25 protein-coding genes are annotated in these 23,643 nt (G+C 53.0%); 3 read left to right on the top strand and 22 right to left on the bottom strand.

Features of this window, described 5'->3' with window-relative positions; all coding sequences use genetic code 11:
* Positions 1-4: 4 nt before the first annotated feature.
* The 3 genes from LIZ87_RS00970 to LIZ87_RS00960 all read right to left on the bottom strand — a co-directional run bounded on the left by LIZ87_RS00970 (position 5) and on the right by LIZ87_RS00960 (position 2,897).
* Positions 5-613 carry a nucleotidyltransferase family protein gene (locus LIZ87_RS00970; protein ID WP_227144823.1) on the bottom strand — a complete coding sequence of 203 codons (609 nt, stop codon included), beginning with the start codon at positions 611-613 and terminating at the stop codon, positions 5-7.
* Positions 614-644: 31 nt separating this feature from the next.
* The gene (gene yqeC / locus LIZ87_RS00965; RefSeq protein WP_227144821.1) at positions 645-1,460 is read right to left on the bottom strand and encodes a selenium cofactor biosynthesis protein YqeC; all 816 of its coding nucleotides are present in this window, start codon (positions 1,458-1,460) and stop codon (positions 645-647) included.
* A 69-nt stretch (positions 1,461-1,529) separates the two neighbouring features.
* Entirely contained in the window at positions 1,530-2,897 is a 1,368-nt protein-coding gene (locus LIZ87_RS00960) for an MATE family efflux transporter (RefSeq protein ID WP_334300989.1), read from the bottom strand.
* 258 nt (positions 2,898-3,155) lie between these two features.
* Between LIZ87_RS00960 and LIZ87_RS00955 the strand changes: the two genes are divergently transcribed.
* A complete protein-coding gene (locus LIZ87_RS00955; protein ID WP_178314922.1) occupies positions 3,156-3,434 on the top strand; it encodes a DUF2325 domain-containing protein in 279 nt (92 codons plus the stop codon).
* 156 nt (positions 3,435-3,590) lie between these two features.
* Here LIZ87_RS00955 and LIZ87_RS00950 read toward each other — a convergent pair whose 3' ends face one another.
* From LIZ87_RS00950 to dapA, 8 genes are all read right to left on the bottom strand, one after another.
* Positions 3,591-4,721: an aminotransferase class V-fold PLP-dependent enzyme gene (locus tag LIZ87_RS00950; protein WP_227144817.1), complete on the bottom strand. Its 1,131-nt coding sequence runs from the start codon at positions 4,719-4,721 to the stop codon at positions 3,591-3,593.
* 3 nt (positions 4,722-4,724) lie between these two features.
* Entirely contained in the window at positions 4,725-5,549 is an 825-nt protein-coding gene (gene yqeB / locus LIZ87_RS00945; protein WP_178316444.1) for a selenium-dependent molybdenum cofactor biosynthesis protein YqeB, read from the bottom strand.
* Between the two features lie 61 nt (positions 5,550-5,610).
* Positions 5,611-6,267 carry a sulfurtransferase-like selenium metabolism protein YedF gene (gene yedF, locus LIZ87_RS00940; protein ID WP_178316447.1) on the bottom strand — a complete coding sequence of 219 codons (657 nt, stop codon included), beginning with the start codon at positions 6,265-6,267 and terminating at the stop codon, positions 5,611-5,613.
* 44 nt (positions 6,268-6,311) lie between these two features.
* Positions 6,312-7,367 (bottom strand): selenide, water dikinase SelD, encoded by a 1,056-nt coding sequence (selD, locus tag LIZ87_RS00935; RefSeq protein WP_178316443.1) that lies wholly within the window; start codon positions 7,365-7,367, stop codon positions 6,312-6,314.
* Positions 7,334-7,711, bottom strand: a complete 378-nt coding sequence (locus LIZ87_RS00930) for a winged helix-turn-helix domain-containing protein (protein WP_178316442.1) — start codon at positions 7,709-7,711, stop codon at positions 7,334-7,336. The genes selD and LIZ87_RS00930 overlap by 34 nt, the downstream gene beginning before the upstream one ends.
* Before the next feature lie 174 nt (positions 7,712-7,885).
* Positions 7,886-8,092 carry a sulfurtransferase TusA family protein gene (locus tag LIZ87_RS00925; RefSeq protein ID WP_178316446.1) on the bottom strand — a complete coding sequence of 69 codons (207 nt, stop codon included), beginning with the start codon at positions 8,090-8,092 and terminating at the stop codon, positions 7,886-7,888.
* 12 nt (positions 8,093-8,104) lie between these two features.
* The gene (gene yedE, locus LIZ87_RS00920; RefSeq protein ID WP_178316441.1) at positions 8,105-9,163 is read right to left on the bottom strand and encodes a YedE family putative selenium transporter; all 1,059 of its coding nucleotides are present in this window, start codon (positions 9,161-9,163) and stop codon (positions 8,105-8,107) included.
* A 140-nt stretch (positions 9,164-9,303) separates the two neighbouring features.
* Positions 9,304-10,209, bottom strand: a complete 906-nt coding sequence (dapA, locus tag LIZ87_RS00915; RefSeq protein WP_178316440.1) for a 4-hydroxy-tetrahydrodipicolinate synthase — start codon at positions 10,207-10,209, stop codon at positions 9,304-9,306.
* Between the two features lie 172 nt (positions 10,210-10,381).
* Between dapA and LIZ87_RS00910 the strand changes: the two genes are divergently transcribed.
* Positions 10,382-11,224, top strand: coding sequence for a dipicolinate synthase subunit DpsA (locus tag LIZ87_RS00910; RefSeq protein WP_227144815.1), 843 nt, complete (start codon positions 10,382-10,384; stop codon positions 11,222-11,224).
* Between the two features lie 210 nt (positions 11,225-11,434).
* A complete protein-coding gene (locus LIZ87_RS00905) occupies positions 11,435-12,013 on the top strand; it encodes a dipicolinate synthase subunit B (protein ID WP_227144813.1) in 579 nt (192 codons plus the stop codon).
* Positions 12,014-12,142: 129 nt separating this feature from the next.
* Here the strand turns inward: LIZ87_RS00905 and LIZ87_RS00900 are convergent, their stop codons facing one another.
* The 11 genes from LIZ87_RS00900 to moaC form a co-directional block, all read right to left on the bottom strand.
* Complete coding sequence (locus LIZ87_RS00900; protein ID WP_227144811.1) at positions 12,143-12,904, bottom strand: EFR1 family ferrodoxin; 762 nt, start codon at positions 12,902-12,904, stop codon at positions 12,143-12,145.
* A 127-nt stretch (positions 12,905-13,031) separates the two neighbouring features.
* Positions 13,032-14,174 (bottom strand): glucose-1-phosphate adenylyltransferase subunit GlgD, encoded by a 1,143-nt coding sequence (glgD, locus tag LIZ87_RS00895; protein ID WP_178313787.1) that lies wholly within the window; start codon positions 14,172-14,174, stop codon positions 13,032-13,034.
* Positions 14,168-15,376 carry a glucose-1-phosphate adenylyltransferase gene (locus LIZ87_RS00890; protein WP_178313789.1) on the bottom strand — a complete coding sequence of 403 codons (1,209 nt, stop codon included), beginning with the start codon at positions 15,374-15,376 and terminating at the stop codon, positions 14,168-14,170. Before LIZ87_RS00890 ends, glgD begins: the two co-directional genes overlap by 7 nt.
* A gap of 208 nt (positions 15,377-15,584) precedes the next feature.
* Positions 15,585-16,688 (bottom strand): XdhC family protein, encoded by a 1,104-nt coding sequence (locus LIZ87_RS00885; protein WP_178313792.1) that lies wholly within the window; start codon positions 16,686-16,688, stop codon positions 15,585-15,587.
* Positions 16,689-16,764: 76 nt separating this feature from the next.
* Complete coding sequence (locus LIZ87_RS00880; protein ID WP_227144808.1) at positions 16,765-17,697, bottom strand: NTP transferase domain-containing protein; 933 nt, start codon at positions 17,695-17,697, stop codon at positions 16,765-16,767.
* A 144-nt stretch (positions 17,698-17,841) separates the two neighbouring features.
* On the bottom strand, positions 17,842-18,999 hold the full coding sequence (locus tag LIZ87_RS00875; RefSeq protein WP_227144922.1) for a sulfate/molybdate ABC transporter ATP-binding protein: 1,158 nt from the start codon (positions 18,997-18,999) through the stop codon (positions 17,842-17,844).
* Positions 18,995-19,672 carry a molybdate ABC transporter permease subunit gene (gene modB, locus LIZ87_RS00870; protein ID WP_178316514.1) on the bottom strand — a complete coding sequence of 226 codons (678 nt, stop codon included), beginning with the start codon at positions 19,670-19,672 and terminating at the stop codon, positions 18,995-18,997. Before modB ends, LIZ87_RS00875 begins: the two co-directional genes overlap by 5 nt.
* Before the next feature lie 282 nt (positions 19,673-19,954).
* On the bottom strand, positions 19,955-20,839 hold the full coding sequence (modA, locus tag LIZ87_RS00865) for a molybdate ABC transporter substrate-binding protein (protein WP_227144806.1): 885 nt from the start codon (positions 20,837-20,839) through the stop codon (positions 19,955-19,957).
* A 246-nt stretch (positions 20,840-21,085) separates the two neighbouring features.
* Positions 21,086-22,084 (bottom strand): MOSC domain-containing protein, encoded by a 999-nt coding sequence (locus LIZ87_RS00860; RefSeq protein ID WP_227144804.1) that lies wholly within the window; start codon positions 22,082-22,084, stop codon positions 21,086-21,088.
* A 5-nt stretch (positions 22,085-22,089) separates the two neighbouring features.
* A complete protein-coding gene (gene moaA, locus LIZ87_RS00855; RefSeq protein WP_227144802.1) occupies positions 22,090-23,151 on the bottom strand; it encodes a GTP 3',8-cyclase MoaA in 1,062 nt (353 codons plus the stop codon).
* A complete protein-coding gene (gene moaC, locus LIZ87_RS00850) occupies positions 23,148-23,642 on the bottom strand; it encodes a cyclic pyranopterin monophosphate synthase MoaC (RefSeq protein WP_178316463.1) in 495 nt (164 codons plus the stop codon). The genes moaA and moaC overlap by 4 nt, the downstream gene beginning before the upstream one ends.
* Position 23,643 lies beyond the last annotated feature (1 nt).

Genomic DNA, 23,643 nt, shown 5'->3' with positions numbered 1-23,643 from the left:
ATGTCTATCCCATTCCTTTCTGGAAGCTCTTAAAATCCTCCGGCGTGTCAATATCCTTAAGCTCCCGGCCGGGAACCTCCATTTTCCACACGTCGTTGGGATGGGCCCTCATGATCTGCTTTCCGCCCTTATCTCCCTGAAGCTTCAAAAGCTCTTCCTTGTATACCGAGCGGAAAGCCGACGGATTCCCGGTCCTCCCATCCGCACACACGCAGCCCATCCCACGGCCGCTTCTGCAAAAGCCCTCTGCAAAGGCTGCCAGCGTGGCCGGGCCCATAAACGGCTGGTCCGCTACAAAGTAGAGATAACCCTCCGCGTCCTCTGAAGCTGCCTCTGTCCCCAGCTTTAGGGACGCTGTGATCCCTTCACTGCTCCTGCCATTGAAAATGCCGGGAAGGGAGCGCCTCTCTGCTTCCTCCAATATCTCCCGGTATTGGGATACCACAATAAGCTCCGGCTTCTCCCAGCCCCGCTCCATCAAAAGCCCTGCTGCCCGGATCAGATGGTCCAGGCCATATAGATACAGGGGCTTCCCAAAAAGGGGGACTAACAGCTTATTCTCACCAAAACGGCTTCCAAAACCGGAAGCCATGTATATCATTGATAATTTCATGTTCTGATGCTGCTTTCTGTTCTTTTTTGTTCTAAAACCACAGGAAGGAGGGCTCCTCTTTCAGCCGCCCTGATACCACGCCTCCGCGCTCCCCCATACGCTCCAGCATTTGCCTTCCCACTGCCTCCGCCTCCGGGCTGTCAGCCTGATGGAATACGGGAATGACCGCCATGGACGGGGCCTCTCTTCTCATGGGGAGGAGGAAGCCATGGGTCATGAGGCATTCCATGTCCTGGGGAATGATGTGCCATAAGGGGACTCCTATACTATGCTCTCCGTTTCTCCAGTCTTTCCTTCCATATTGTTCCATGATGTTCTCTGCTGCCCGGAGCCTGAAGCACACATCCTCCCCACGGCCTCCCAGTGCCGAAAGGCCATATACACACAGGGACAAGGCAGTATCCTCCGGGATCACAGGCTCTCCCGGTCCCGGTACCTTCATTGGCAGGCGTTTGGAGCCGTCGGCCTCCACCAGCACCAGCTGGGCAAGGCGGCTGATGTCCCTGTAATACTCCCAGCCCTGGAATGCGATCTTTCCATTGCCCTCCGGATGACCGGATACCGCGATCTTCTGATCTCTGATCATGGCCTCCACTTCTCCCGCCGGCCCATCCAGCACGCCAAACTGTGTTGGGACCTGCATATGGGTGGTAGTAGTCACCAGCACCTTCAGTCCCCGTTCCCTGCCCTCCCAGGCAAGGCGCCGTATAAGGGAGGTCTTTCCTCCTCCGCCTGAAAATGCGATCACATAGGGAGTTTGTCCCATACGGCTGTCCAGTGACAATGCCTCCCACAGCGTATTTCCTCTGCTCCATCTTCCTTCACTGTTCCAATAGCAGGCCTTCATCCCTCTATCCCCTTTTCTTCCATTTCATCTGCACCGCTCCAACCATATTACCACAAAACCCTTCCAAACTCAATGTGTCCGGAATATTCTCCCCAGCACCATAACGGCCGCCGCCGACAGGATGACCTCTGCCGCAGGCTGTGCATAGGCAAGGCCATAAAGCGGGAACAGCTTGTTTAAGATCACAAGGGCCGGTATCTCCAGAACGATCTTGCGCAGCAGCGCAAAGACAAGGGACTTCTTTCCCATTCCGCAGGCCTGGAACACACCCACTGCCAGAAAATCCATGCACAGGAAGGGAAGCGCAAGGCAAAGTCCATGGAGGAAACGGCTTCCGTAGGCAATGATCGCTTCATTTTCCATAAAAAGGGAAATCAGTCCGCCGGAACAGAAATAATACACAGCAGCCACAGCAGCCATAAAAGAGATGGACAGCTTCACAGAGAACAGGACGGTCTCCTTCATGCGCCCTCTGTCCCCGCTGGCGTAATTATAGCTCACCAGGGGCATGATCCCCTGTGAAAAGCCCAGGGCAATGTACATGGGGATCATATTGATCTTCTGGGAAATACCCATAGCCGCCACTGCATCCGGTCCAAAGGAGGAGGTAAAGTTATTGAGCACTGTCATTCCCGTTACATTCAAAAGATTCTGTATGGCCGCCGGAATACCCACGCCGCAGATCCCAAGGGCAATGGCTCTTTGGAACCGGAACATGGAGGGCAGGATACAGACGCAGGTCTTTCCCCTCCGCACAAAGAGCAGGATGAAAAAGTAGAGGCAGGCCACACAGTTGGACAAAAATGTAGCAAGGCCGGCCCCGGCGGCTCCCATATCCAAGCCCCAGGGAAGGATAAATACCGGATCCAGGAGGATATTCAGCAGGCATCCGCTCATGGTCCCAATGCTGGCATGGAGGGAGGCCCCCTCCGCTCTCACCAGATAGGCCAGGACTACATTTAAAATGGCAGGGGCAGCTCCGCAGGTCACTGTCCATTTCAGATACTCTCTGGTGGCAGCCACCGTCTCCTCACTGGCTCCCAGGATCACAAGAAGGGACTGGCTGAACACGGTATAGGCTGCTGAAAATGCGACTCCGCTGATGAGGGCACAGTAAAACCCAAAGGCAGAGCTTTTGTACACCGTATCCAGATCCTTTTTCCCCAGTGCCCGGCTCATCATGCTGGAGCTTCCCACTCCAAACAGGTTGTTCACTGCGTTGAAGGCCAGGAGCACAGGGGCTGCCAGGGTAACGGCTGCATTTTCCACCGGGTTACCCAGCATTCCCACAAAATAGGTGTCTGCCAGGTTGTAGAGCACCATCACAAGAGAGCTTATGATCGTAGGCACCGCAAGGGTCATGACCGCCTTTGGAATGGGTGCCTCCTCAAACAGGACTGTTTTTTCTGAATGTTCCAATAAAAAGACCTCCTTCATTGCTTCCCGCACATTGTCTTTCCCTTCCTACTGTCTGCCCCGGGAATCGTTATCCTTAAGGGCCCTCCCTTACGGTCAATGGCTGTCGTCTCTCCCAGGACACAGGGCAGTTATTGATAAATCTTATCATCTGCAGGGGTAGACAATTTTGTGAGAATACGCTATGATAGAGAAAAGTTAGTTTTAACTAACCAATTTCTGTATCCACTTCACAAAGTATACCATAATTTACATAGTCTTAACAAGGAGGATTTCCCAATGAGCGTTGTGATTATCGGCGGTCATGACCGTATGGTGAGCCAGTATAAAAAAATCTGTAAAAATTATAAATGCAAGGCAAAGGTTTTTACCCAGATGAGTGCCAGCCTTGACAAGCAGATCGGAAAGCCTGATCTTCTGGTGCTGTTCACAAACACCGTCTCCCACAAAATGATCAAATGCGCCTTAGACGAGGTAAATGGTCTTGATACGGAGATCGTCCGCTGTCATACCAGCAGCGGCACCGCTCTCACAGAGATCCTGGCCTGCCGCTGTTAGCAAAGAAACAAATGCACAGCCTTCAAATGATATGGATATCCGGTAACAGATGTCCCTATGATCTGAAGGCTGTGCATTTTATTTTTCCTGCGGACCCAGGCTATCTTACGGCCAGAGCAGCAAATACGCAGACCGGCCAGATGACCGCTGTGTGCCTTAATATTCCCGCAGCGCCTGTGCCGCTCTGTCTGCCTCCTCCTCCGTATTAAAGTGGGAGAAGCTGAACCTGACTGCTCCCTGGTCCACTGTTCCCAGAGCCTGGTGCATCAGAGGAGCGCAATGGCCGCCTGAGCGGGTATAGATCCCATACTCTTCGGCCAGATAATCGCTGACCTGGCCGGAATCCTCATCTCCTATATTCAGGGCCACAATGGCCGCCCTGTCTTCCTGTGAAAAGTCCCCATAAATACGGATCCCCGGAATCTCCTTCACCTGAGCGTAAAAGCGCCGCATAAGGGCCTGCTCCCGCCTGCGCAGCCCATCGATCCCTTTTTCTTTTATATAGAGAAGAGACGCTCTCAGTCCCGCTATCCCGTGACCGTTTAAAGTGCCCGCCTCCAAGGCTGTAGGCATTACCTGGGGATGGCTTTTGGAGTAGGTCATAATGCCGCTTCCGCCTGTCAGCAGCGGACGGACAGTCAGGCCGCTTCTCACGCAAAGACCTCCTGTCCCCTGGGGCCCCATTAGGCCCTTATGGCCTGTAAAGCACAGGATGTCAATTCCATCCTCTTTCATATTGATCGGAAATACTCCCGCTGTCTGGGAGGCATCCACGATCAGCAAAGCTCCTGCCTCCCTGCACCATGTCCCTACCTGCCTGATATCGGTTACATTTCCGGTCAGGTTGGAGGCATGGGTGATGACAACTGCCTTTGTACCGGGAATGATAGCCTGTTTTAATGCATCATAGTCAAGGCTGCCTGTCTCCTCCCGGCATCCCACGATCACCAGCTCTGTGCCGGCTCTCTCCAGCTCGTACAGGGGCCTCAGGACGCTGTTGTGCTCCAGCACCGTTGTCACGACCCTGTCTCCCGGACCGATCACACCCTTTATGGCAATATTCAGGCTTTCTGTGGAATTGGCTGTAAAGGCAACCTGCTCCAGCCCATCTCCGTGAAAAAGCTCTGACAGCAGCTCCCTTGTCTCAAAGACGATCCGCGAACTCTGAAGGGCAGCAGGATGGGTGCCTCTGGAGCCGTTCCCCATGGTCCGGATCGCATCTGCCACAGCCTGGGCAACGGCCTCCGGCTTATAATAGGAGGTTGCAGCATTATCAAGATAGATCATTTTCTAATACCCCTGTTTCATTTCCAGATACAGCAGGGCCTCCAGCACGGAGCCTGCAATGCATCTGGCCTTGTCTGATATGGTAAAGCAGTTGGCGTACTCCGATTCTCTGGGATCGATGTCAGCGATCTTAAGGCCCTCTGTCACGGGGTAGCCGTCCTTGATGATACCCCTCACAAGTCCTGTAAGGCTTGCCTTTACGGGAACCTCGCCATGTCCTGTAACTACCACTGCGATGGTGTCGTCCTTCTCCACCTTATCGCCGATCCTGCATTTTCCCAGAAAGATCCCTTTTGCCGGGGAATGCATGACTCGCTCCTTCCCGTAGCCTCCGATGATCCCAGGGACTCCTGTGTTTGGAATGGCGCTTCCATTTCCTATGATGCGCCCCAGGTTGTGTCCCCTTTTTGTCTCAACGACAATATCCACGTCCGTTCCCGCCGTAAAGCCTGGTCCCAATCCGATGGTCTTGTCTGCCATATCCCTTGTGGTCCCCATGTTCTTCTTTGCCAGGATGGCATCCACCAGCGCCCACGGCCGCACCTTGTTTAATACGGCACAATCCTCATCGGTCATGACCGGGACCACGCCTTCCTTCATAAGCTCCATGGCCTCCTCATAGCCTGAGGCCTTGAGGCAGACAACGCCCTCCACCTCGCTGGAGCCGTCATAGATTGCCTCGGAAAATGCCACCTGGCGGCGGATCGCTGATGGGAAGCCTGTCTCCAGCGCAAGCACCGGATAACCGCAGCGCCATAGCCTGTGGATGGTCCCGGTGGCAATATCCCCTGCCCCCCTTACGATGATCAGCTGTTCTTTCCTGTCCATTGTTCCTATCCTTTCATAGCCCTGCTGTGAACGGTAACTGCCGGGCTTTATTCCTGACTTCCTATGGGCGCACCAAAAGCTTTGCGCCTGTCATACGCTCTACAATGTCATACATGTTGGTGACACTGCCCACCTTTAACTTATCTCCCAGTCCATAGTGGTTTAAGCAGGTGCCGCAGGTCAGGATCTCTGTTCCCTGAGCCTCCAGGTTTTTTAGATCCTCCAGATTTTCAGAACCCTCACAGGAGAGAAATGCTCCGCTGTTGTATAAAAGTACGGTCTCAGGCAGCACATCCTGCTGAGTAAGGGCATACACAAAGCCCTTCATGAGAAGCTTTCCCAGAGCTTCGTCCCCCTGCCCCATCTGATTGGAGGAGATCACTGCCACCATACCGCGCCTGCGGCTGTCGGGCTGGCAGGAAACCTCATCCTCTGAGGAAGGCTCCGCCTGCCCTGCAGCACTGGCTCCATCTGCCGAATTGCCAGTCTTTGCCACGTTTTTCTCTCCTGCCTCAATGGACACCACAAATTCTCTGTCTCCCACCTTTTCAAACCTGGATGCAAGCCCCTTATGGGAAGCCAGCTTGCTTAAATTCTGAACCGCGATCTCATTGTCCACTGTGACCTCCACGATCTCGCCGGGAGCACATGCCTCCAGAGCCTTCTTTGCATCAATTACCGGAAGCGGACACTGCTTTCCTCTCTCATCTAATTTCATCATATCAATTCTCCTTTCCAAACCCTCATGCGGCAAACCTTCCGTTATCTCACTGTCACAGCCTTTTCCCTCTTCGCTGTCACCTCTCCCACAATGGCACAGGGAAGTCCCAGAGCCTTCAGCTCCTCTATGGCCTTTTTTGCGTCCTCCTTGTCCATGGACACCAGAAGCCCGCCTGAGGTCTGTGCATCGTACAGGATCTCCTCCAAGGCAAAGCTGCAGTCCACAAACTCCACCTTCGCCTCTACATGGTTGCGGTTCCTCTGCCCGGCAGCTGTCAGGTAGAACTCCTCCACATAGTCAGGGCACTCCGGTATGAAGGGGATGGAGTCCTTGTAAATGACAGCGCTGTAATTCTCCTCCAGCATCTCACACAGGTGGACCAAAAAGCCGAAGCCCGTCACATCGGTACATCCATGGACCCTGTATTTACGCACGATCTCAGAGGCATATTTGTTCAATGTTGTCATGGACTTCACAGCCAGATCCATGGCCTCCTTTGAGGCTGCCTTCATCCTGGAAGCTGTGCAGACAATGCCCACTCCCAGAGGCTTTGTCAGGATAAGGGCATCCCCCTCCCTGCATCCGCTGTTGGCAAACACGTGATCCGGATGGATCGTCCCTGTGACAGAGAGCCCATACTTGACATCGGAATCCGCGATGGAGTGTCCTCCTGCCAGGACGCCTCCTGCTTCATGCACCTTTTCACTTCCCCCCAGCAGGATCTTGCCCAGGATATTCAGATCCATAGCCTCCGGGAAGCACACGATATTTAAGGCAGTCTTCACGTCCCCGCCCATGGCGTAGATATCGCTTAGGGCATTGGCTGCTGCGATCTGCCCAAAGGTATAGGGATCCTCCACCATAGGCGGAAAGAAATCCAATGTCTGGACAATGGCCAGATCCGGGCCAAGGCGGTACACTGCGGCATCGTCCGAGCCCTCATACCCGATCAGAAGATTGGGATCCTTCACCTTTGGAAGCTTATCCAGCACCCGTGCCAGGGCTCCGGGCCCCAGCTTTGCAGTACATCCCCCGCCTTTACAGAATACAATTTCTTCTTGCTTCACTCTTTGCTCCTCCTTAACTCCTCTATCCATTCTGGTGCAAAATATTTTTGGAACAGGCAGTCCAGCGCTCCGCGGGCCTCTGACTGGAAGCTGTCATATGCAGCCACCAGCTTCACTGCCTCCTGTGTCAGCGTGGAGCCTCCGCCATCCTTTCCCCCGGTCTCCCTGTCTGTCAGAGGAAAGCCCCAGGCCTTCTCTGACTCCCGAAGTATCTTCCAGGCCTTGCTGTAGGCCATATTCATGGACTGGGCCGCCTTCTGCAGGGAGCCTGTCTTCTCGATCTCACGCAAAAGCCTGGCAATCCCCGGTCCAAAGGCCTTTCCATCAAAATACAGCTTCAGAGACATGCCATAATGAAGTTCCCTGTTATCCATGTTGCTACCGCCTTTCGGTTATGTTTTTTTGAGAATAACGTCTCCATGCAAAAAGCCCATCCGGCCGTTCCACTAGACACGGCGCAGACCGGCTTTTCCATTTCATCTATCTGCATAAAGCTCCAAGTTAGTTATTCAGGACAGTTACAAAATTATTATAGCAGATTTTGCCCATTATGCAATTGTAATCTCAAAATCCCTTCCCCTCATGGAAACAGTTGCTGTCCTTCCATATTCATGGGCCAGCTTTACCAGATTGTCCCTTGTGTGGGCTGCATCTGACAGCACTACCAGCTTTGCTTTGGGATCCCTATCCATCTCATCCATCACGATCAGCACTGGCTCCGGGCATGACAGCCCTCTTACATCGATCTCTCCCATCATCTTACCTCCTTAACTCCTTTTTCTTCTGCATGTAAATGCGATCACAAACAAAACAGCAATACATACCAGGCACATGATCCTGCCGGCAGGAGTCGTGCCATTGCCGCTGGATGCAAGGCCGAAGTTGTGGCAGACAGCTGCTCCCACAAACATGCCCAGCACATTGACAGCTGCGTCAGCAGAGCCCTGTCCTGCCAGGATCAGCTGCCTTAAGGGACAGCCTCCCGCAAGGACGGCTGCAAAGCCCACCGTATACATGCCCAGCGCATTCCACAAGCTCTCTGTGTGGGCAACAGGCTGTCCCTCAAAGCCCAGGCTGAAATGTCCCGTAGCCAGATTGTACACAAGCATTACCAGGAACAGGCCGCCGATCACGGAAAGCAGGTCAAAGTTTTTCATCAGGATCACGTCACGGATGCCGCCTGCAAAGCAGGTCCTTGACTTCTGAGACACGGCTCCGAATACCAGACCACCGGCAAGGGACGCGATCACCGGTGCATGAAGGCTTCCCGGTCCCTCCGTACTCACTGCAAATACAGCAGTTGTCACACTCAGCAAAAATAATGCTGCCAAGATCGCCGGAAGTATGTAGCCGTTCTCCTTCTGTGTATCATAAGCCCTGCCCAGGCTAAAGCCCTTCTTTAAGAACAGGCAGCCTGTAGCTGCTCCCAGGGCGAAGCCCACAAAGGCTACATATGCATTTAAGTCTCCTGCAGACATGCGCAGGACCATTCTCAGGGGACAGCCCAAAAAGATCAGTGCCCCTATCATCGTCACCATGCCCAGCAGAAAGCGTATCACAGGTGATGAGCCTGCTGTGGAGCGGTATTCCTTTGTAACCAGCGAGATCAGAAAGGAACCGATCACCAGCCCTACGATCTCAGGGCGCATATACTGCACAACTGCCGCTGTGTGGAACTTCGCTGCTCCTGCCATATCCCTGATAAAGCAGGCAATGCAAAAAGCCATATTCCCAGGATTTCCCAGAAATGCCAGGCAGGCTGCCACAAGCCCCAGAACACCTCCCCACAAAATAAGCGCTGCCTTTGGATTCATCTTACCTTCCATTTTCATACTCCCTCTCGTTATTTTTTATCGAGAATAACGTTTGCAGCAAAAAAGCCGCTCATAACCATCTTGCCATGGTCAGGGCGGCTTTTATCTTCTCTTTCAGCATAAAGCTCCAACTGCTACTCTCTGTTTATTGATTATAACAGATTTTTAGGAATATGCAAACATTTTTTGATCATAATCTCCCGAAGCCTCCTCTTCTTCCCCTCCTCCATGGGCGTAAGAGGGAGCCTGTAGTTCTCCTCCCCCATCCCCATAAGGGAAAGGGCAGCCTTTACCGGGATCGGGTTCACGTCCCAGAACATGGCCTCCATCATGTCCAGGAGTGCAAGCTGCAGGCGGCGGCTTTCCTTCAGGTCGCCTGCGAAAAAGGCGCTGCACATGCGGCTCATGCTGTCAGGCATTACATTAGCCAGGACGGAGATCACGCCCTTGCCGCCCAGCGCCAGGACGGCTAATGTCTGATCGTCATTTCCCGAATAGATGTGGAAATCCTCCCCGCACAATGCGGCTGTCTTTGCGATCCGGGACAGGCTGCCTCCTGCCTCCTTTACGCCGTATATCCCCGGATGTCCTGCAAGCCTTTGATAGGTTTCCGGTGCAATGTCAACGCCTGTTCGCGTGGGGACATTGTACAGCAGTACAGGGAGGCGTACGCTGTCTGCGATCTTCGTAAAATGACAGACAAGCCCTTCCTGGGAAGCCTTGTTGTAATAGGGCGTTACGAGAAGCAGGGCGTCTGCCCCCAGACGCTCTGCCTCCTTTGAGAGCTCCGCTGCATGGACCGTATCATTGCTGCCTGTGCCTGCCAGCACAGGAACCCTTCCCTTCACCTGCTTTACGGCAAATGACAGCACCTCCAGCTTCTCCTGGTCACTCAAGGTAGCGGACTCTCCGGTGGTACCATTTACAAGGATCGCATCTGTTCCATGGTCCAGCTGAAACGTGATCAGGCGCTCCAATGTTCGATAATCAATTGCCCCTGTCTCATCCATCGGCGTCACCAGCGCCACGGCGGAGCCTTTAAAAATCTCTTTCTTCATATATTCACTTTCTTTCCTGTTCATATTACCAAAATATGTTGTCTTTTTTCCTTTGCTACCAACACCTTTTCATTCTTTTTTACATATAAATCACTATGAGGCCTCCTCCCCGGAACAAACCGCGGAAAAGGCCTCCATCCGTAAAACATGTATGAAAAGGAGATGTCCATCCATGAAGCGATTTCTCATCATAGGCGGAGACAGCCGCCAGGACTATCTGCAGCAGTATCTGGAAAATGACGGCTTTCCTGTCATGCGCTACAGAGGGCAGGAGCAGGCTCAGCCCTCCCTTGCTGATGCAATGGAACAGGCAAATGTCATTCTCTCTCCCCTCCCTTTTACCAAAAATGGAACAGAGCTGTTTTCTGCCGCAGAAGGGGAAGCTCTTCCCATCCTGGCCTTTCTCTCCTGTCTGAAAAAGGGTCACATCCTGTTTGGAGGAAATATCCCGGACCAGGTGAAAAGCCGCTGCCGGACAGAAGACATCCCTGTCTATGATTTCATGAAAATGGAGGATGTGGCTCTGAAAAATACCGTTGCCACAGCAGAAGGAGCCATTGCTGAGGCCATTGTCCTAAGCCCCGGCGCTCTCCACCACAGCAGCTGCCTGATCACAGGCTACGGCCGCTGCGGAGAGACTCTTGCAAGAAAGCTTACGGCCTTAGATGTCCGGGTAACGGCAGCTGACCGCAGCAAAGCCCGCCTGGCTCTGGCCTATTCCCAGGGCTTACGCTGCATGCATCTGGGAACCCCCTTCCCCTTCTGCAGCTTTTCCCTATCCTCCTTTGACGTTATCTTCAATACCATCCCGTCCCTGGTCCTGGACGACTCCGCCCTGAGGACCGCCAAAAAGGATGCCGTCCTCCTGGATCTGGCCTCTGCCCCAGGCGGGATCGACCTGACGGCCTGTAAAAAAAGAGGCCTCAGGGCAAAGTCCTGCCCAGGACTTCCCGGCCTCTACTGCCCAAAGGCAGCGGCAAAGATCCTGTATCAGGCCGTGACAGAACATTTATGAACAGTTCAGACGGCGGGGAAATCTATGAAAAAATAGCCGCCAAGCTTGCTTGTAAGGCCATTTTTTCATAGATTTCCACATCGGATGGACATCCGATGCTTCTTGTCCGGCCTGGCCGGGCAAGAAGATGCCTCGTCTGAACTGTTACACATTTATAGCTGCCAATATGGCCCGGCAAAGCCAGGCCATTCAGAAAGGAGCAACATCTCTATGGATCTAAAAGGAAAGAATATCGGCCTGGCAGTGACAGGCTCGTTCTGTACCTTCAGCAAAATGGAGCAGGAGATCAAAAAGCTGGTGGAAACAGGAGCCAGCGTCTACCCCATCTTTTCTGCCAATGTGCAGGCAACGGACTCCCGCTTCGGAAACACCGCTGACTATATCCAGCGCATATCCGGCCTCACTGGCCGCGACCCCATCCTGAAAATCGAGGAGGCGGAGCCCATAGGGCCTGGGGGCTACCTGGATATCCTCCTCATCGCCCCCTGCACCGGCAATACCCTGGCAAAGCTGGCCTCCGGCATCACGGACACCCCGGTGCTCATGGCAGCCAAAGCCCATCTGCGAAATGAAAAGCCCCTTGTGCTCTCTGTATCCACCAATGACGCCCTGGGCATGAACTTTAAGAATATCGGCCTGCTGTTCAACACAAAGCACATTTACTTTGTTCCCTTTTCCCAGGATGATCCCAAAAAGAAGCCTAATTCCATGATCGCCCGCACAGAGCTGATCCAGGAAACTCTGAAGGCCGCCCTGGAGGGCCGCCAGCTGCAGCCGGTGATCTGCTAAATTCCTTCACTCAGCTATTTCATAGAAACCTACATGCGCCCGGCGGGTGGATGCGCCACCGCATCATGAAAGCCTGGCGGGCGCACTTGGCATACCTGAATTTCGTGCCGCCTTGCAGCGGCGAATCTTTCATAGAAACAGCTCATTCTCCCGCCGGATCCCCTTCACAGGCAGAAGCTTCATGCTGATACCCTCTCTGGCCGGGGCCGGAAGAGCTCTGGCCCCGGCGGGACAGACGGCGCTGCAGCGCATACAGAGGATACACTTGTCCGTATCTGCCTTCTTTAAATCCTCCGTGGAAATCGCTCCTACGGGACACTGTCTGGCACAGAGACCGCAGGCTGTGCAGGCATCAGAGGCCACTGGGGCAAAGGGCATCTTTTTCCATTCCCTGTAGGGGAAATCCCCCGGTGTAAGGGGCGCACTTTTCTCCCCCTGCTCCAGCTTACGGAGTATCCTCTCGCCAAAGCCCCTGATCACATCCTCGTCTGCCTTGTCAGGACGGCCTGCTGCCACTTCCCTGGCCATGGAGTGCTCCGCAAGCAGGGCTGCGGAAGCCAGGATCTGAAAGCCCTGTGCCTTTAAGCAGTCATTTAACTCCAGCAGGGCGTCCTCAAAAGCCCTGTTGCCATAGACAGCCGCTGTCACAGCCATTGCTCCCTGCCCCTTGATCTCCTTTAAATAGTCTGCCATCAGCCCTGGTATCCTGCCTCCAAACACCGGGGCTCCCACTACCACCATATCCTCAGGTGAAAACATGCACCTCCTGTCTTCCTCCTTCAACAGATCCAGCTCCATTACCTGCTCTCCCATGCTCTTTGCCAAAAGCAGGGCAGCCTTTCTCGTTCCTCCTGTGGGGCTGAAATACACAGCCCATATTTTTTTCAGCATATTCATTTCTCCTCACATAAAAAGGGTGCTGCAGTCATACAGCTCCCCAAAGCCTCTGCCTCCGTAAAACGCCAGCAGCCTTCAGGACAAGCCTGCATTCGCAGCACCCCGTCATTTTATTTCTTCCTTATACGGTCTGGTACTTTGCAACATATACCGGGAAGGTATCTGTGCCCTTGATATCCTTATCCGCAGAAATGGTTACATTCTTATCTGTGATGATGTACTCCAGCTTTGCTCCCGCCTCAACAACAGTATCCTGCATCAGCACGCAGTTCTTCACCTTTGCACCCTTTCCGATCTTAACGCCGCGGAACAGAACGCAGTTCTCAACCTCGCCCTCGATCACACAGCCGTCAGCTGCCATGGTGTTCTTCACCTTTGCGCCGTCGATGTATCTGGTTGGGTTGTCATCACGGATCTTAGTATAGATCGGGTTGCCCTCAAACAGAGCATCCAGGTTGCTGCCGTCGAGAAGCTTCATATTCTCGTCAAAGTAGCTCTTCATGTCGCTGATACGTGCCATATAGCCGTCATAGCGGTATGCCTGTACATTCAGCTTATCCAGGTTCGGAGCCAGGATATCGCGCTCAAAGTATACATAGCCGCGTACATAAGCAGTGCTGATCTGATCGATCAGAAGCTCCCTGTCCATGATGTAGATGTTCATGGAGAAGTTCTGAATACCGGCATCCTTTGCATTGATACGGATCTTCTTTACATGGCCATCCTCAAGGTCCAATGTATAGTACATGGCCTTGTTCAGTGCATGGGCTTCCATATCAGCCTGAGGGATCTCCTCCTCAGCGTACGCAACAGTCACGTCAGCGCCGCTTGCCATATGTGCCTCGATCAGGGCCTTGAAATCAAAGTTTACTGCGATGTTGGTATCTGCCATCACCACGTATTTCTCCTTCTGGGAGCGAAGGAAATCAAGGATGCTTGCCAGAGCCTCCACACGTCCGTTGTAAACCTTCACTGTCTTCTCAGCAAAAGGAGGAACGATGTTGAGTCCGCCGTTCTTACGGGTCAGATCCCACTCACGGCCGGAGCCCAGATGATCCATCAGGGAATGATAATTCTTACGTACGATCAGTGAAATATTGTCAATACCGCAGTTTACCATGCTGGAAAGGATGAAGTCCACCATGCGGTAACGGCTTGCAAATGGGATGGAGGCCATCAGGCGCTCGCCTACCAGTTCAGGAACCAGAGTATCATAGCTGTTTGGGAAAATAACGCCCAGTGCATTTGCGTTGGAATTTACCATTGTTCTTCACCGCCTTTTACATTATTATTAACCATGGCATTGGGGCCGATCTTCGCATTGTCTCCGATGTAAACGCCTGGGCCTACGGTTGCTACGCCCTTTTCGCCCTCAGACGGCATTGCGCCTACGACTGCATTCTCACCAATTACCACGTTCTCGGCTATGATACAATGCTTCACCACTGCACCTGCCTTAATGACTGTGCCGCCCATAACAACAGCATCCTCTACCTCTGCTCCCGGTTCCACCTTAACGCCGGCAAACAGGATGGAGTGCTTTACATTGCCCTCAACGCGGCAGCCATCTGTGATCATAGAGTTTTCTACAACAGCATCTCCCATAATCCTATGGCCGGTCATACCGCTGTTGCGGCTGTAGATCTTCCAGTCAGTATCAAAAAGGTTGATTCCGCTGTGCTCAGGATCCAGGACCTCCATATTCGCCTCCCAAAGGGATGGGATGGTTCCTACATCCTTCCAATATCCGTCAAAGTGGTAAGCGTACATATTGCGGCCGTCCTTTAACAGATTCGGGATGATATTATTTCCGAAGTCGTTCTCAGAGTTCGGGTCCTCCTCATCCTCGATCAGGTACTTCTTTAAGATATCCCAGTTGAAGATGTAGATACCCATGGAAGCCAGGTTAGACTTTGGATTCTTCGGCTTCTCCTGGAACTCTGTGATCTTGTCATTCTCGTCTGCTACCATGAGGCCGAAACGGGATGCATCCTCCCACGGAACCTCCATAACAGCTACGCTGAACTCTGCGTTCTTTTCCTTGTGGAATCTTAAGAAATCGCTGTAATCCTGCTTACAGATCTGGTCACCGGAAAGAATGATGACATACTGTGGATTGTAGCGCTCAATAAATGAAATGTTCTGGTAGATTGCATTGGCTGTGCCCTTGTACCAGTCAGAGCCCGAAGCCTTCTGATAAGGAGGAAGCACATGAACTCCGCCGTGAAGACGGTCTAAATCCCAAGGCTGTCCATTGCCTATGTACTCATTCAGCACCAGCGGCTGGTACTGTGTGAGAATACCTACTGTATCGATACCGGAATTCACGCAGTTCGATAAGGGGAAATCGATGATACGATATTTTCCTCCGAAGGGAACTGCAGGTTTTGCCAGCTTCTGGGTCAATGCGTAAAGGCGCGAACCCTGACCGCCGGCAAGAAGCATTGCAATCATTTCTTTTGCCATGGTTATATCCCCCTGCTTTTAGAATACTTATGTTGATATTGTACCATAAAACGGAAAATACGGACAGTCTTTTGTTTAAAAAATTTTACCTTTTTGTAATATTTACGACTAGCATTGGTAAAATAATCCATAAAAAACCATAAACAAGCCCCCTGCAGGGATTGTCTATGGTTTTTTTGCTGGAAGTATATGGTATTTTTACCAAATATCAAGGACGCTGTTTCCGGCTTCCCAGCCGTCCGGCCCTGATGGAGATCAGCTCTCCGGCAATGCTGATGGCGATCTCAGCCGGAGTCTCTGCATGGATCTGTGTGCCGATGGGCATGTGGCAGGCTTCGATCTCCTCCCTGGCGTATCCGTCCTCCATCAGCTTCTCTGTTACCACCTTGATCTTGCTGCGGCTTCCCATGATGCCGATATAGGCAGGCTTTAAGGCCAGAGCCTGGTTCTGTACATAATAGTCAAACTGATGTCCTCTTGTCATGACACACACATAATCCCAGGGGTTGATGGAGACATAGTCCGAGATGTGTGAAAGGTCTCCCACAACTGTCTTTTCTGCCAGAGGAAATACCGACCGGTTAGCAAACTCCGGCCTGTCGTCCATCACCACGCAGCGAAAGCCCACATGGACAAGGACGGGGACCAGCTCCTGGGCTACGTGGCCGCCGCCGAAAATATAGACAGTACCCGCCTGGACAAGAGGCTCTGCGTAAAGCTTTCTTCCGCCGATCTCCTTCTGAACAGCCCTGGTGTCAAAGAGGGCTTCCCACTGGGATAGCAGGTCAGCCTTGCAGCCAGCGTCCTTTGCTGCAGGGATGCCGCTGTTCTCTCCGCCTGCTTTCCCCAGGCAAAGAATGCTCTTTCTGTCCTCACTGCGGCAGTAAAGGCCCATCCCCCAGCAGGTCTCATCTGTAATGTCCAGCAAAAGCCAGCTGTCCTCATCCTTTTTCAGAGCCTCCAGCACCCTGCTGCACAGCTCCAAAAATGCTTCATTCTCAGGGCTCACATACTGGATATAGACCACCACATCGCCGCCGCAGACCATTCCGATATCTGCCACCTGATTCCTGGTGAGGGTAAAGCCCTTTGTAAAGGAAGCCTTGTTCTTTAACGCTTCCATGGCCGTCAGCATTGCCCTGTATTCCACTGCGCCGCCTCCGATGGTGCCGCAGCAGATGCCATTCTCTGTCACCAGCATCCTGGAGCCTGCTCCTCTGGGTGTGGAGCCTGAGCTGGCTATGATCGTCACCAGCACGGCCTCCTCCCCGCGGCTTAACAATTCCTTTAATTCCCCAAACAATGTTCTCATATCTGTTTCCAACCTTCCTAGACATAAAAATAGTTGAGCGCCAACCCTCGAAAAGACCTCGCGGACGATTCAGACCCTAAGTGCTCGTATCTATAAAAAATTTCCTGTAGAGACGTTCTCCTTCTTCTCTTATTTCCTTTTCCATCTGGAGATAGCGCTCCAGAAAATCCTTTGCCTTTGGCGTGAGCTGGGAAAACCCTCCGTCCGCTCCGCCGGAGCGTGTCACCAAAAGAGGATAGCCCAGCTGCTTTTCCGCAGTCTTTAACAGCTTCCATCCCTTTGTGTAGGACATATGCATCTGCCTGCATGCAGTCTGCATGGACCCTGTATGGTCCACCAGAGAGAGAAAATGGGCCATGGAAGGGCCAAAAAAGCTCTCATCCCGCTCAAGAGTGAGCTGAAGCAGGGGATGGATCTCGATGCGCTGGTCCTTCAGCCTTTTATCATGGCAATCCCCGTCCGACTCCACCGCCATGATAATGCCCTCATCCTCTACCGGGATCTCCTCCACTCTGCCCTTTTCTGCCTCCTGGCTCAAATATCCCCTTAATCCCTTTTCTCCCCGGAAATGAAGGATACTGGCGATCGATCCAGAGGAGACCATCACCGGATGGCCTCTTTTTCCGTCATACACAGGACAGACCAGGCCGCAATCGGAATCCATGAGCATTTTAACCGTATTCTGCAGGAGCATGGGGAATTTAGCAGGGAGGAGCAATACCCTGTCGCACAGATCCTCAATATAGTTGAGGCCCATACAGATGCTGTAAAACATCTGTGTAGAAGCATATTCCTGATTGCGCAGACATATTACCCGCAGGTTGGCTATATGCTTTTCCAGCTCATCTCCATTCATCCCGGTGATCACCACAATAGGGTCGATGCCTGACATCTTCATCGTGATGATGATCCGCCGTATCACCGTACTGTCGCCTATGGGAAGCATAGGCTGAAAGGCTGAGCTCTTGCTTCTGTGGCCTGCCGCCACAATGACCGCCCCTGTTTTCATACTGCTCCTCCTGTCTTTTGTTTCATTACTGTGAAAATCCTGCCGCCGGATAGGCGGCATGTATTCAGGTATGTCAAATGCGCCCACCAGACTTTTGCGGTGCGGTGGCGCGCATGGCTGCTGGGCGCATGTAGGTTTATTGCCCTATGGCAGCTCCCCTGTCAGCTGGATAAGGGCTGACGGCGCGATCCGCAGCCATGAGGGGACCACACCCGCCGTATCATGGGTATGGATGGTCTTCTCTGTCTTCCACCACAGGCCATTGTCAAGGGTAATGTACCACTCAAAGGGCATTTCGGAGATGACCGGATCCTTTACCGGAATCAGATTCCCCTCCTCCTTTCCCTTCCACTCTGCCGCTTCCCCTTCGGACAGAGGCTCAAAATCATGGGCACGGATGCCTACTGCCGTAATTGTATCACTTACAGGGCTTTCTGTCACTAGCTCCAGTCCATTCCAGTCCACTGCCCGGATGCGCCGTTCACCGATCCGCTCAATCCTGGAAATATTTTTGCAGCCCGTGAGCCTGGCCGCCTTACAGGTTACCGGGTTTGCAAACAGCTCCCTGGTCCCTCCCCGTACCAGCATTTTCCCCTGGTCCATCAGCATGAGGGAGCCACAGAGCTGGTAGGCCTCATCCCTGTCGTGGGTCACCATGATGGAAATGCCGTCGTATTCCGCAAGCACCTTTGCCAGCTCCAGCCTTAAGCCCTCCCTCAGATAGGTGTCCATAGCGGAAAACGGCTCGTCAAGGAGCAGCACCTCCGGCTCATAGGCAAGTATCCTGGCAAGAGCCACTCTCTGCTGCTGTCCGCCTGACAGCTGGGCCGGGTAGCGCTTTTCAAGGCCATCCAGGCGGAAGCGGCCGATCATTTCCTTCACCTTTGCCCGCCTTGCGTCATTTGACATCACAGACGGCCTGCGGCCTCCCACTGCCTTTTTGGCCCATTTTCCCTTTAAGCCGGTCATGATATTTTCTTCCACTGTCATATTTGGGAACAGGGCATAGTTCTGGAACAGGTAGCCTACCCTGCGGGCCTGGGGACACTCGTTTATTTTCAGGGAGGAGTCGTAGAGCACCCTGCCTCCTGCCGCCTCCCCCTGGGCGTACTGGAGGGCGATCCTGCCCTTATCCGGTGTCACAATGCCGGCAATGGATTTTAAGGTCATGCTCTTTCCGCAGCCCGATGGACCCAGGATGCCGAGGCATCCCTTTCCCGCTGTGAAATCCATATCCAGCTCAAAGCCCTTTAATTTCTTCTTTATCTCTGCTCCTAAACGGAGATCATGTTCTGTATTAATTGCCACCTCTATGTCCTCCTGCCTTTAAGGCGCTCAGATTCATCAGTATGATGGAGATAAACGCAATCACTACGATCACTGCTACATACCGGTAGGCAGCATCCATATTTCCCGCTGCCACCTCGGAATAAACAGCCATGGGAAGGGTTCTTGTCTTGCCTGCAATATTTCCCGCGATCATGGCGGTTGCTCCAAACTCTCCCAGGCCCCTTGCAAAGGCCAATACGCCTCCGCTTAAAACACCGGGAATGGCATTGGCAAACAGCACCTTCCAGAAATTATCCCACTCCCCCATACCTAAGGTGCGGGCTGCTGCCACCAGGTTCTGATCCACCTGCTCAAAGGCGCCTCTGGCGGAGCGGTACATCAGAGGAAAGGACATAGTGACCGCCGCAATAACGGTAGCAAACCAGGAGAATGCGATCTTTACACTGAAATACTCAATAAAAAACTGCCCTACGGGACGCTTCACTCCAAAGATATACAGGAGAAAAAAACCTGCTACCGTAGGAGGAAGCACCATTGGCAGTGTAAGGATTCCATCCCATATCATTTTCCAGGTTTCGTTTTTCATGCTGACTACGGCCCAGGCCGCAAACAGTCCCAGGAAAAATGTGATGAAAATTGACAGGCTGGCTGTCTTCATTGAAATGATTATCGGAGACCAGTCCATATAGTACCTCTCTCTTTACTATAAAAATCCTGCCGCCGGATAGGCGGCATGTATTCAGGTATGCCAAGTGCGCCCGCCAGGCTTTCGCGGTGCGGTGGCACGTCCGTCCGCCGGGCGCATGCAGGTTTACTATGAAAATCCTGCCGCCGGATAGGCGGCACTGGCGCACTTTACCGGATGCCTTATTGGCAAAGGCGGCCAGTGAACCTGGCCGCCTTTGCCCGGCTGACTTATATCAATGCGCAGGCTCCGGTAATCCCGCCTGCTGGTTTCTCTTATGTCTTAATTTCCAGCGGAGAAGCCGTATGCCTCAAATACTGCCATTGCTTCCTCTGTCTTTAAGAACTCTACAAAGTCGTTTGCTTCCTTCTCATGAGCAGTATTCTTTACAACAGCCACCGGATAGATGACCTTTGCTGACAGGCTGCCCTCCGGGGCCTCTGCTACAACCGTCACCTGATCTGCCATGCTGGCTGCGTCAGTAGCATAAACGATTCCTGCATCTGCGCTGGCTGCCGCTACCTGGTTCAATACCTCTGTCACATTAGTTCCAAAGCTTACCTTTTCCTGGATGCTGTCCCAGATCCCCAAGCTTGTCAGCGCCTCCTGGGCATACTGGCCTGCCGGTACACTGGCCGGATCGCCCAGGGCAATGCTCTCTGCCTTCTCAATATCCTCGAATTTCTCAAGGCCTGCCTCGCTGCCTGCGGGAACGATCAGAACGATCTTGTTCTCCAGCAGGTCTGTGATGGTATCGGAAGCGATCATGCCCTCCTCATCCAGAGCCTTCATCTGCTTTGTCGCTGCAGACATGAATACGTCTGCCTCCAGTCCCTCTTCGATCTGTGTCTGGAGCTTGCCTGAGCTGTCATAGGTCCCCTTTACGGTCACATTTGGATACTGTTTCTGGAACATGGGGATCAGCTCATCCTCGTATGCATTTTTCAGGCTGGCTGCTGCTGCTACCAGGATCTCTACAGACTCTCCGGAAGCCTCTCCCTGCTCACTTTCCGTCTCGGCAGCCTCTGTCTCTGCTGCGGTCGTCTCGGCTGCAGTTGTTGCTGCCGCTGTAGTTGGTGCAGCTGTCTGTGCAGGCTTGCTGCCGCAGCCTGCCAGCATTCCTGCTGCCATCACTGCTGCCATCATGGTACAAATACTTTTTTTCATTTTTCCTACTCCTTTTCCTATATAATGATGTCGGGGCCAAAAAGGATTTTGACCTTCTATAGAAAGATATGGAGTCGGTCGTTATACTCATCTGAGAATATCGTTCAAGAAGGATACGCCCACCTGCCTTTCCCGGTAAGGGCTTTCCATTTCCGATATACGTGCAGGTGGTACATGCCAAAACACCGATATCCCTATATTCTGTTGTAACTGTTTACTGCCGCACTCTGTTTTTCCGGAAATTTCCTATCTTCTGGCACATTCAGAGGCGCTTCCCCGCAGGATCTTTAACCCATGGTCTAAGGAATCCAGGATAAAGCCCAGGCTTTCCCTTACAGCCTTGGGGCTTCCGGGAAGGTTCACAATGAGCGTTCCCTTTCTCAGCACGGACACGCCCCTGCTTAACATCGCCCTGTCTGTCACTGCCATGGATTTATAGCGGATCGCCTCGGCAATGCCCGGAGCGTTGCGGTCCGCCACCGCCATAGTGGCCTCCGGCGTCTGATCTCTCAGGGAGAAGCCGGTCCCGCCGCTTGTGAGTACCAGGTCCACCTGGCGGCTGTCTGCCAGACGGATCAGCTGTGTCTTTAACTGGGCCGGCTCATCGGGCAGAAGCAGAAGCTCCACCACATCATAGCCTGCCTGCTCCAGCATTTCCTTGGCTGCCGGGCCGCTCTCGTCCTTGCGCTCTCCCCTTGCTCCCTTGTCGCTTAAGGTGATCACTGCCGCTGTAAACGGACGGTCAGCTGCCGGAGGCTCTGCGCGCATCACATCTCCGGGACGGATCACGCCCTCCTTTAACACCTTTGCAAACACACCTTCTCTGGGCATGATACACTCGCCCATGCGCTTATAGATCGCACAGTGGCTGTGGCACTCCTTTCCTATCTGTGTCATCTCCAGCTCCACCGTGCCTGCATACAGCCTGGTACCCACCGGCATTGACCTGAAATCCAGGCCTGCCACTACCAGATTTTCCCCGAAGGCGCCGTCCTCTACATTGGCTCCCCTCTGGTTGAAGGCCTCTACCTTATCATACGAAAGAAGGCTTACCTGGCGGTGCCAGTTTCCTGCGTGAGCATCTCCCTCGATGCCGAAATTGACAAGGAAATGGCCTTCCGGAACAGAGTGCTTCTCCACTCCCTTTTTCTCACTGATACAGACAGCGCGGACTACTCCCTGACCCGGACAGACCTCCTGCCCGGCTACGGCTTCTGCCTTCTTGTTGCTGTTTTCATCCAACATTTCTATTATCCTCCGATTGATATCATATTGTGAGATTCTGTGATCCTGCCTGGATTCTCAAAGCAGTGGGCTGCCGGTTTCATGAGAATGGCCCTTTCCATTGCCTCTGTAAGCCTCCTCTGAAGCTCCCTATCCCCCGGCTTCCTTCCGGCAGGCCAGAAATAGTGGCAATCTCCCTCCGGCCGCGTCTCTCCCCCACGCAGGATCTCTCTCAGATCCACGCCGTCCTCATAGCAGAGGCAGCTTTTTAAATATCCCTGGGATGTCAAACGTACCCGGTTGCAGCTTGCACAAAACTTTCCATGGATCGCGCTGATCAGACCAATGCTTCCCAGAAATCCCGGCACACGGTAATAAACTGCCGGGCCAAAGCCGTGCTCGCTCTCATCCTCCTCCATATCCGGATAGGTTTCCCTCATCTCCTTCAGAAGGTCCTCGTGATTCACAGTCTTAAACTCTTTTCCGTAACCAATGGGCATCATTTCGATAAAACGGACATCCACCGGGTATTCCCTGGCAAGCTCTGTGAGGCTCCTCCAGTCTGCGCTGGCCTCAGGACATCCGGCCCGGACTGCGATCTCTTTAAAATCAATGGAGACTGCATTGATCTTCACCGGGATCGGAAGGCCAGCTGCCCGCTTAAGGGCTGCCATCACGTCTCCCAGGGCGTCCCTTCCCGTGATCGCCCGGTACAGCTCCCTGTCCAGGGTATCCAGGCTGATATTGATGCCATCGATCCCCGCTTCCACCAGTCCGTCCAGATACTGTCCCAGCTGGACGCCGTTGGTGGTGATGGTGACCTTTTCTATGCCAGGGACAGACTTTAAAAGCCTCACCAGCTGGCAGCAGTCCTTGCGTGCCAGAGGCTCTCCCCCTGTCACCTTGATCTTTTTGATGCCAAGACCAGCGGCTGCTATGGCAATTGCCTCGATCTCCTCCAACGACAGGATATCCCACCTTGGCACGCATTCCACCCCGTAGGGCATACAATATTTGCACCTTAAGCTGCACCTGTCTGTAATGGAGATCCTCATATAATCAATGGTTCTGTTTTTGGAATCCTTCATTGCTCTGTCCCTTTAGCACGGGGATTCACAAATTCCCCGCTTTTTCCCCCTGATTTATGCTCCAGATAAATGTTTCCGATCTCCATGGTCTTATCCACGGCCTTGCACATATCATAGATCGTTAAAAGGGCAATAGACACCCCGGTCAGGGCCTCCATCTCCACCCCAGTCTTCCCTGTTGTCTTTGCTGTGCAGGCTGCTTCGATCTCGTTACTCTCTTCCTTAATGGTAAAGTCCACGGTCAGCTTTGTCAGGTTCAGGATATGACACAGAGGGATCAGATCAGAAGTCCTCTTTGCTCCCATGATGCCTGCCACCCTGGCGACACCCAGCACATCTCCCTTTGCCATAGTCCCGCCCATGACCTTTTTTAAGCACTCCGGGCTCATGAAAATGCTGCCCTTTGCCACAGCCTCCCGCTTTGTATCTGATTTATCACCAACATCTACCATCAGGGCATTGCCCTGGTCGTCAAAATGGGTAAATTCCATT

Source organism: Lacrimispora sp. 210928-DFI.3.58 (assembly GCF_020554865.1).
Taxonomy (GTDB): Bacteria; Bacillota; Clostridia; order Lachnospirales; family Lachnospiraceae; genus Enterocloster.
This window is presented reverse-complemented; position numbering and strand designations above follow the sequence as displayed.

Excerpts from the sequence above, each read along its gene's own strand:
- LIZ87_RS00970 (WP_227144823.1), bottom strand. The coding sequence starts at position 613 with ATGAAATTATCAATGATATACATGGCTTCCGGTTTTGGAAGCCGTTTT.
- yqeC (WP_227144821.1), bottom strand. The coding sequence starts at position 1,460 with ATGAAGGCCTGCTATTGGAACAGTGAAGGAAGATGGAGCAGAGGAAAT.
- LIZ87_RS00960 (WP_334300989.1), bottom strand. The coding sequence starts at position 2,897 with ATGAAGGAGGTCTTTTTATTGGAACATTCAGAAAAAACAGTCCTGTTT.
- LIZ87_RS00955 (WP_178314922.1), top strand. The coding sequence starts at position 3,156 with ATGAGCGTTGTGATTATCGGCGGTCATGACCGTATGGTGAGCCAGTAT.
- LIZ87_RS00950 (WP_227144817.1), bottom strand. The coding sequence starts at position 4,721 with ATGATCTATCTTGATAATGCTGCAACCTCCTATTATAAGCCGGAGGCC.
- yqeB (WP_178316444.1), bottom strand. The coding sequence starts at position 5,549 with ATGGACAGGAAAGAACAGCTGATCATCGTAAGGGGGGCAGGGGATATT.
- yedF (WP_178316447.1), bottom strand. The coding sequence starts at position 6,267 with ATGAAATTAGATGAGAGAGGAAAGCAGTGTCCGCTTCCGGTAATTGAT.
- selD (WP_178316443.1), bottom strand. The coding sequence starts at position 7,367 with ATGGATAGAGGAGTTAAGGAGGAGCAAAGAGTGAAGCAAGAAGAAATT.
- LIZ87_RS00930 (WP_178316442.1), bottom strand. The coding sequence starts at position 7,711 with ATGGATAACAGGGAACTTCATTATGGCATGTCTCTGAAGCTGTATTTT.
- LIZ87_RS00925 (WP_178316446.1), bottom strand. The coding sequence starts at position 8,092 with ATGGGAGAGATCGATGTAAGAGGGCTGTCATGCCCGGAGCCAGTGCTG.
- yedE (WP_178316441.1), bottom strand. The coding sequence starts at position 9,163 with ATGGAAGGTAAGATGAATCCAAAGGCAGCGCTTATTTTGTGGGGAGGT.
- dapA (WP_178316440.1), bottom strand. The coding sequence starts at position 10,209 with ATGAAGAAAGAGATTTTTAAAGGCTCCGCCGTGGCGCTGGTGACGCCG.
- LIZ87_RS00910 (WP_227144815.1), top strand. The coding sequence starts at position 10,382 with ATGAAGCGATTTCTCATCATAGGCGGAGACAGCCGCCAGGACTATCTG.
- LIZ87_RS00905 (WP_227144813.1), top strand. The coding sequence starts at position 11,435 with ATGGATCTAAAAGGAAAGAATATCGGCCTGGCAGTGACAGGCTCGTTC.
- LIZ87_RS00900 (WP_227144811.1), bottom strand. The coding sequence starts at position 12,904 with ATGCTGAAAAAAATATGGGCTGTGTATTTCAGCCCCACAGGAGGAACG.
- glgD (WP_178313787.1), bottom strand. The coding sequence starts at position 14,174 with ATGGTAAATTCCAACGCAAATGCACTGGGCGTTATTTTCCCAAACAGC.
- LIZ87_RS00890 (WP_178313789.1), bottom strand. The coding sequence starts at position 15,376 with ATGGCAAAAGAAATGATTGCAATGCTTCTTGCCGGCGGTCAGGGTTCG.
- LIZ87_RS00885 (WP_178313792.1), bottom strand. The coding sequence starts at position 16,688 with ATGAGAACATTGTTTGGGGAATTAAAGGAATTGTTAAGCCGCGGGGAG.
- LIZ87_RS00880 (WP_227144808.1), bottom strand. The coding sequence starts at position 17,697 with ATGAAAACAGGGGCGGTCATTGTGGCGGCAGGCCACAGAAGCAAGAGC.
- modB (WP_178316514.1), bottom strand. The coding sequence starts at position 19,672 with ATGGACTGGTCTCCGATAATCATTTCAATGAAGACAGCCAGCCTGTCA.
- modA (WP_227144806.1), bottom strand. The coding sequence starts at position 20,839 with ATGAAAAAAAGTATTTGTACCATGATGGCAGCAGTGATGGCAGCAGGA.
- LIZ87_RS00860 (WP_227144804.1), bottom strand. The coding sequence starts at position 22,084 with ATGTTGGATGAAAACAGCAACAAGAAGGCAGAAGCCGTAGCCGGGCAG.
- moaA (WP_227144802.1), bottom strand. The coding sequence starts at position 23,151 with ATGAAGGATTCCAAAAACAGAACCATTGATTATATGAGGATCTCCATT.
- moaC (WP_178316463.1), bottom strand. The coding sequence starts at position 23,642 with ATGGAATTTACCCATTTTGACGACCAGGGCAATGCCCTGATGGTAGAT.